The sequence below is a fragment of the Streptomyces sp. NPDC056222 genome (assembly GCF_042264065.1).
Taxonomy (GTDB): domain Bacteria; phylum Actinomycetota; class Actinomycetes; order Streptomycetales; family Streptomycetaceae; genus Streptomyces.
In genome coordinates, this window is the sequence record NZ_JBHJTL010000177.1 from 1 (window position 1) to 5,972 (window position 5,972).

The 5,972-nt window shown below is 67.5% G+C and carries 5 protein-coding genes; all 5 read right to left on the reverse strand.

What is annotated here, in order from left to right; all coding sequences use genetic code 11:
* Positions 1-244: 244 nt before the first annotated feature.
* Entirely contained in the window at positions 245-1,285 is a 1,041-nt protein-coding gene (locus tag ACFC0D_RS37865) for an ABC transporter ATP-binding protein (RefSeq protein WP_376446507.1), read from the reverse strand.
* Positions 1,278-2,252, reverse strand: a complete 975-nt coding sequence (locus tag ACFC0D_RS37870) for an ABC transporter ATP-binding protein (protein WP_376446510.1) — start codon at positions 2,250-2,252, stop codon at positions 1,278-1,280. The genes ACFC0D_RS37865 and ACFC0D_RS37870 overlap by 8 nt, the downstream gene beginning before the upstream one ends.
* Positions 2,253-2,258: 6 nt before the next feature.
* Positions 2,259-3,254: an ABC transporter permease gene (locus ACFC0D_RS37875; RefSeq protein ID WP_376446513.1), complete on the reverse strand. Its 996-nt coding sequence runs from the start codon at positions 3,252-3,254 to the stop codon at positions 2,259-2,261.
* Positions 3,247-4,170, reverse strand: a complete 924-nt coding sequence (locus ACFC0D_RS37880; protein WP_376446516.1) for an ABC transporter permease — start codon at positions 4,168-4,170, stop codon at positions 3,247-3,249. Before ACFC0D_RS37880 ends, ACFC0D_RS37875 begins: the two co-directional genes overlap by 8 nt.
* A gap of 82 nt (positions 4,171-4,252) precedes the next feature.
* The gene (locus ACFC0D_RS37885) at positions 4,253-5,878 is read right to left on the reverse strand and encodes an ABC transporter substrate-binding protein (protein WP_376446518.1); all 1,626 of its coding nucleotides are present in this window, start codon (positions 5,876-5,878) and stop codon (positions 4,253-4,255) included.
* Between the last annotated feature and the right edge of the window lie 94 nt (positions 5,879-5,972).

Genomic DNA, 5,972 nt, shown 5'->3' on the forward strand with positions numbered 1-5,972 from the left:
CACTCAATCAAAAACCGGACCCATCGCCTTCTCCTTCCCGGTGCGGGAGCGCACTTGGGGGGAGCCGCCCGCCCCTAAAAGGCGGGGGGCGGCCGGCGGGGGCGACATGGCGCGTCCCGGCCGGCCTACGGCACCCGCACGGCCGTACGCTGTCGAGCCTGCCGCGTTCGTATATCGGAGCCGGGTCGGGCAAGTTGCCTGGCCGTTAAAGAGTGTGACGGTTGTTCCGACGGGGACGATCCGGCTACTGCGACTCGTCGTCCGTCGGCACCACGTGCTTCTCCTCCGCGAAGTGGCAGGCCGAGTCGTGCTTCGCCGGGGTGTCCGTCAGTCGGAAGACGGCCGGGACGGCCAGCTCCGGGACCTCCAGCTCGCAGCGCTCCTGCGCCTTCCAGCAGCGGGTGCGGAAGCGGCAGCCGGAGGGGATGTTGGCCGGCGAGGGCACGTCTCCGGTCAGGATGATGCGTTCGCGGTGCTCCCGCGCGTCCGGGTCGGGCACCGGGACCGCGGAGAGCAGCGCCTGGGTGTACGGGTGCGTGGGGTGGTCGTAGATCTGCGCGTCCGTGCCGATCTCCACGATCCGCCCGAGGTACATGACACCCACCCGGTCGGAGATGTGCCGGACGATCGACAGATCGTGGGCGATGAAGACGTAACTCAGCGAGAACTCGTCCTGGAGCTTCTCCAGGAGGTTCACCACCTGCGCCTGGACGGAGACGTCGAGCGCCGAGACCGGCTCGTCCGCGACGATGATCTCCGGCTGGAGCGCGAGGCCGCGGGCGATGCCGATGCGCTGGCGCTGGCCGCCGGAGAACTGGTGCGGATAGCGGTTGATGTACTCCGGGTTGAGCCCGACCACGTCGAGGAGGTCCTGGACCTTGCGCCGCCGGTCCCCCTTCGGGGCGACCTCGGGATGGATCTCGTACGGCTCTCCGATGATGTCGCCGACCGTCATCCGCGGGTTGAGCGAGGTGTACGGGTCCTGGAACACCATCTGGATGTTGCGGCGGACCGCACGCAGGGCCTTCGGGGACAGCTTGGTGATGTCGTCGCCCTTGTAGCGGATCGAACCGGAGGTCGGGCGCTCCAGGTTGACCAGCATCTTGGCGACGGTCGACTTGCCGCAGCCGGACTCGCCGACGATGCCGAGGGTCTCCCCCGCAGTCAGGTCGAAGTCGACGCCGTCGACGGCCTTGACCGCGCCGACCTGCTTCTTGAAGAGGATGCCCTGGGTCAGCGGGTAGTGCTTGTACAGGTCCCGGACTTCGAGGATCGGCTCAGCCACGGAGGGCCTCCTGCCAGAAGTGGCACGCGCTGCGGCGTTCCTCCGACACTTCGTACAACGGCGGCTCGTCGGTGCGGCACACGTCCCGGGCGAGCGGGCAGCGCGGGTTGAAGGCGCATCCGGACGGGATGGCCAGCAGGTTGGGGGGCAGGCCCTTGATCGCGTAGAGCTCCTGGCCCTTCTGGTCCAGGCGCGGGATCGAGTCGAGCAGACCGCGGGTGTAGGGGTGGGCGGGCGCCTTGTAGATCTCGTGGACGGGGGCGGTCTCGACGATCCTTCCCGCGTACATGACGGCGATCTTGTCGGCGACGTCGGCGACGACGCCGAGGTCGTGGGTGATGAGGATGAGGCCCATGTTGAGCTCGCGCTGGAGCTCGGCCAGCAGGTCCATGACCTGGGCCTGGACGGTGACGTCGAGGGCGGTCGTCGGCTCGTCCGCGATGATCAGCTCCGGTTCGAGGGAGAGCGCCATCGCAATCATGATGCGCTGGCGCATTCCGCCGGAGAACTGGTGCGGATACTGCCCCACGCGTTCCTTGGCCGCCGGGATGCGGACCCGGTCCATGAGCTCGACGGCCTTGGCGCGGGAGTCCTTGCGCGACATGCCCTGGTGGACCTGGAACATCTCGCCGAGCTGGTCGCCGACGCTGATGACGGGGTTGAGCGAGGACAGGGCGTCCTGGAAGATCATCGCCATCTTGGCGCCCCGGACCTTGCGCCGCTCCTCCTCCTTGAACGCCAGCAGGTCCTGGCCCTGGAAGAGGATCTCGCCGCCGGTGATCTTTCCCGGCGGGATGTCGAGGATGCCCATGACGGCCTGGGCCGTGACGGACTTGCCGGAGCCGGACTCGCCGAGCACGGCCAGCGTCTCGCCGGCGTCGACCGAGTAGCTGACCCCGTTGACGGCCTTGGCCACCCCGTCCCGGGTGTGGAACTCCACGTGCAGATCGCGCACTTCGAGCAGCATGGGCGCCTACCTCAGCTTCGGGTCGAGGGCGTCGCGCACCGCGTCGCCGAGCATGATGAACGCGAGCACGGTGATGGCGAGCGCGCCCGCCGGCCAGAGCAGCATGTGCGGGGCGTTGCGGATGTACTGCGAGGCCGAGGAGATGTCGATGCCCCAGGAGACCGTCGGCGGCTTCAGCCCCACGCCCAGGTAGGAGAGGGTCGCTTCGAGCGAGATGTACGTACCGAGGGCGATGGTCGCCACCACGATGACCGGCGCGACGGCGTTGGGCGTGATGTGGCGCAGCAGCATCCGGGAGTTGGAGGCGCCGAGCGCGCGGGCCGCCTGGACGTAGTCGTTCTGTTTGGCGGTGATGACCGAGCCGCGGGCGATGCGGGAGATCTGCGGCCAGCCGAGGAGCACCATGAAGCCGATGACGGGCCAGATCGTGGTGCTGGTGACGACCGACAGCAGGACGAGTCCGCCGAGGACGACCGGGATGGCGAAGAAGACGTCGGTGATCCGGGAGAGGACGGCGTCCGAGCCGCCGCCGAAGAAGCCGGCGATGCCACCGAGCGCGGAGCCGAGGATCGCGACGCCGAGGGTGGCGAGGACGCCGACGCTCACGGAGGTCCGGGCGCCGTAGACCGTACGGGTGTAGACGTCGCAGCCCTGGCCGTTGAAGCCGAAGGGGTGGCCGGGCTGGGAGCCCTCCTGCGCCTTGGAGAGATCGCACTGGAGGGGGTCTCCGCTGGCGATCAGGGAGGGCCAGATGGAGATGATCACCAGGAAGATGATGATCAGGCCCGAGATGATGAAGACCGGGTTGCGGCGCAGGTCGTGCCAGGCGTCGGACCACAGGGAGCGCGGCTTGCCGCCCGGGCCGGTGCCGAGAGGGCCGCCGGGGGTCTTCTCCAGCGACTCGCCCTCTTCCATGGCGAGGTCCGTGCCGGCGCCCGCCCCCGTGTGGTCGATGGCGCGCCCGTCGTCGAAGGGCTCATGCGGCTGAAGAGGCTCAGGCATAGCGGATCCTCGGGTCAAGGACGGCGTACAGGAGGTCTACGAGCAGGTTCGCCACCAGGAAGACCAGGACGAGGACGGTCACGAAGCCGACGACGGTCTGGGTGCTCTGGCGCACGATGCCCTGGTAGAGCTGGTAGCCGACGCCATGGATGTTGAAGATCCGCTCGGTGACGATGGCGCCGCCCATCAGCGCGCCGATGTCGGCGCCGATGAAGGTGACCACGGGGATGAGCGAGTTGCGCAGCAGGTGGCGGGTGATGACCCGGCGGCGCGGCAGGCCCTTGGCGGTGGCGGTGCGGACGTAGTCGGCGCGCTTGTTCTCGGCGATGGACGTGCGGGTGAGCCGGGTGACGTAGGCGAGCGAGACGGAGGCGAGGACGAGGCCGGGGACGATCAGTTCGTTGAAGGGCGCCTCGGGCGAGACGGCGGGCTTGATCCAGCCCCACTTCACGCCGAGCAGCAGCTGGAGCAGCAGGCCGGTGACGAAGGTCGGGATGGAGATGACGACCAGCGTGAGCAGCAGCACGGTGGTGTCGATGGGCCGGCCGCGGCGCAGGCCGGTCAGGACACCGAGGCTGATGCCGATGATGATCTCGAAGAGGATGGCGATGATGGTGAGCCGGATGGTGACAGGGAAGGCGCTCGCCATCAGCTCGGTGACCGGCTGGCCGTTGAAGGCCGTACCGAAGTCGCCGGTGAAGAGATTGCCCATGTAGATCAGGTATTGCTGCCAGACCGGCTTGTCGAGACCGAACTCCTTCTCCAGCTGGGCGGCGGTCGCCGGGTCGCAGGCGCGGTCGCCGCAGAGGCCGGCGATGGGGTCGCCCATCACGTTGACCATCAGGAAGATCAGCAGGGTGGCGCCGATGAAGACCGGGATCATCTGCAGCAGACGCCGGATCACATAACGTCCCATGAGGGGCTCCGGTGGTGTGGGGAAGTCGTACGGCCCGGCACGCGGGGGGACGCGGGGCCGGGCCGTACGCCGACGAGCTGCGTCAGCCGACCTTGATCTCGTTGTAGACGGGGACGCTGAACGGGTTGAGCGCCACGTTGGAGACGCGCTCGGAGTAGCCGGCGCTGCCGTTCTGGTACCAGAGCGGGATGGCGCCCATGTCGTCGCGGAGGACCTCCTCGGCCTGCTGGAAGGTCTGGACGGCCTTGGCGATGTCGGACTCGGCGTTGGCCTGGTTGACGAGCTTGTCGAACTCCGGGTTGCTGTACTTGCCGTCGTTCGACGAGGCGTTGGTGTAGTAGAGCGGCTGGAGGAAGTTCTGGATGAGCGGGTAGTCCATCTGCCAGCCGGCCCGGAACGGGCCCGTCATCTTCTGCGTGCTGACCTGGCTGCGGAAGTCGGCGAAGGTGCCGATCGGGTTGCCGACGCAGGCCGTGTTGTTGCCGAGGGCGTTGTTGATGGAGTTGCAGACGGCGTCCACCCACTCCTTGTGGGAGCCGGTGTCGGCGTTGTACGAGATCCTCATCGTGCCGCCGGGGATGCCACCGCCCTCGGCCACCAGCTTCTTCGCTTCCGCCGCGTTGAACGTGCAGAAGTCACCGCAGACGTCTTTGAAGCCGCCGTCCTCGCCGAGGACCGGGGAGGTCCAGTCGACCGCGGGGGTCCGGGTCTTCTGGAAGATCGTGTCGGTGATCTGGTCGCGGTTGATCGCCATGGAGAGACCCTGGCGGAGCTTCTCCTGGCCCGGCTTGTTCCACGCGGGATCGTAGAACGGGAAGGAGAGGGTCTGGATGATGCCGGCGGGCTCGTTGATGTACCGGTCGCCGAGGTCCGCCTGGACGTTCTTGAGCTGGGAGGCGGGGATGTCGTCGACGAGGTCGAGGTTTCCGGCCGTCAGGTCGGTGTAGGCGGTGTTGTTGTCGGTGTAGACCTTGAGGGTCACGCCGCCGTTCTGTGCCTTGTCGGCGCCGGGGTAGCCGTCCCAGCGCTTGAGCTCCATCTGCGAGCCCTTGGTGTACGAGTCGATGGTGTAGGGGCCGTTGCCGATGGGCTTGTTCAGCCAGCCGGCGTGGTCGTCGAAGAACGCCTGGGGCAGCGGGGCGAAGGCCGCGTAGCCGAGGGTGACGGGCCAGGTCGAGAACTTCTGGGTGAGCTTGACGGTGAAGGTCTTGTCGTTGACGACCTTGAGGCCGGACATGGTCTCGGCGGTCGGCTCGCCCTGCTCGGGGTGGACCTGGTCGTAGCCCTCGATCTGACCGAAGAAGGTGGCGTTCTTCTGGTTGTTCTTCAGGCTGGCGCCGTAGTTCCAGGCGTCCACGAAGGACTTCGCGGTGACCTGCTCACCGTTGGAGAAGGTCCAGCCGTCCTTGACGGTCACGGTGAAGTTGATCGAGTCCGTCGTCTCGATGTTCTCGGCGAGCATGTTCGTGGCCTCGCCGGTCTTCGGGTCGTACTGGATCAGCCCCCGGAAAATCATCGAAAGGACCTTGCCGCCCTGCACCTCGTTGGTGTTCCCGGGCTCCAGCGGATTCTGCGGGTCGCCCCACGAGGAGCTCACGATCCCGTCGGCGCCACTTCCGCCTCCGTCGCCGCCACCGCCGCAGGCGGTCGCCATGAGGGCGACGGCGGCGGCCAATGCGGCCCACTTGGCATGCGTGGCTCCGCGCATGAGGTGCCTCCTGAGTGTCCCAAATCTTACGTAGGCCCCAATATCACCCCAGCGCGAGCGGTATGCACCTTATTGACATCCATCCGTTGAAACG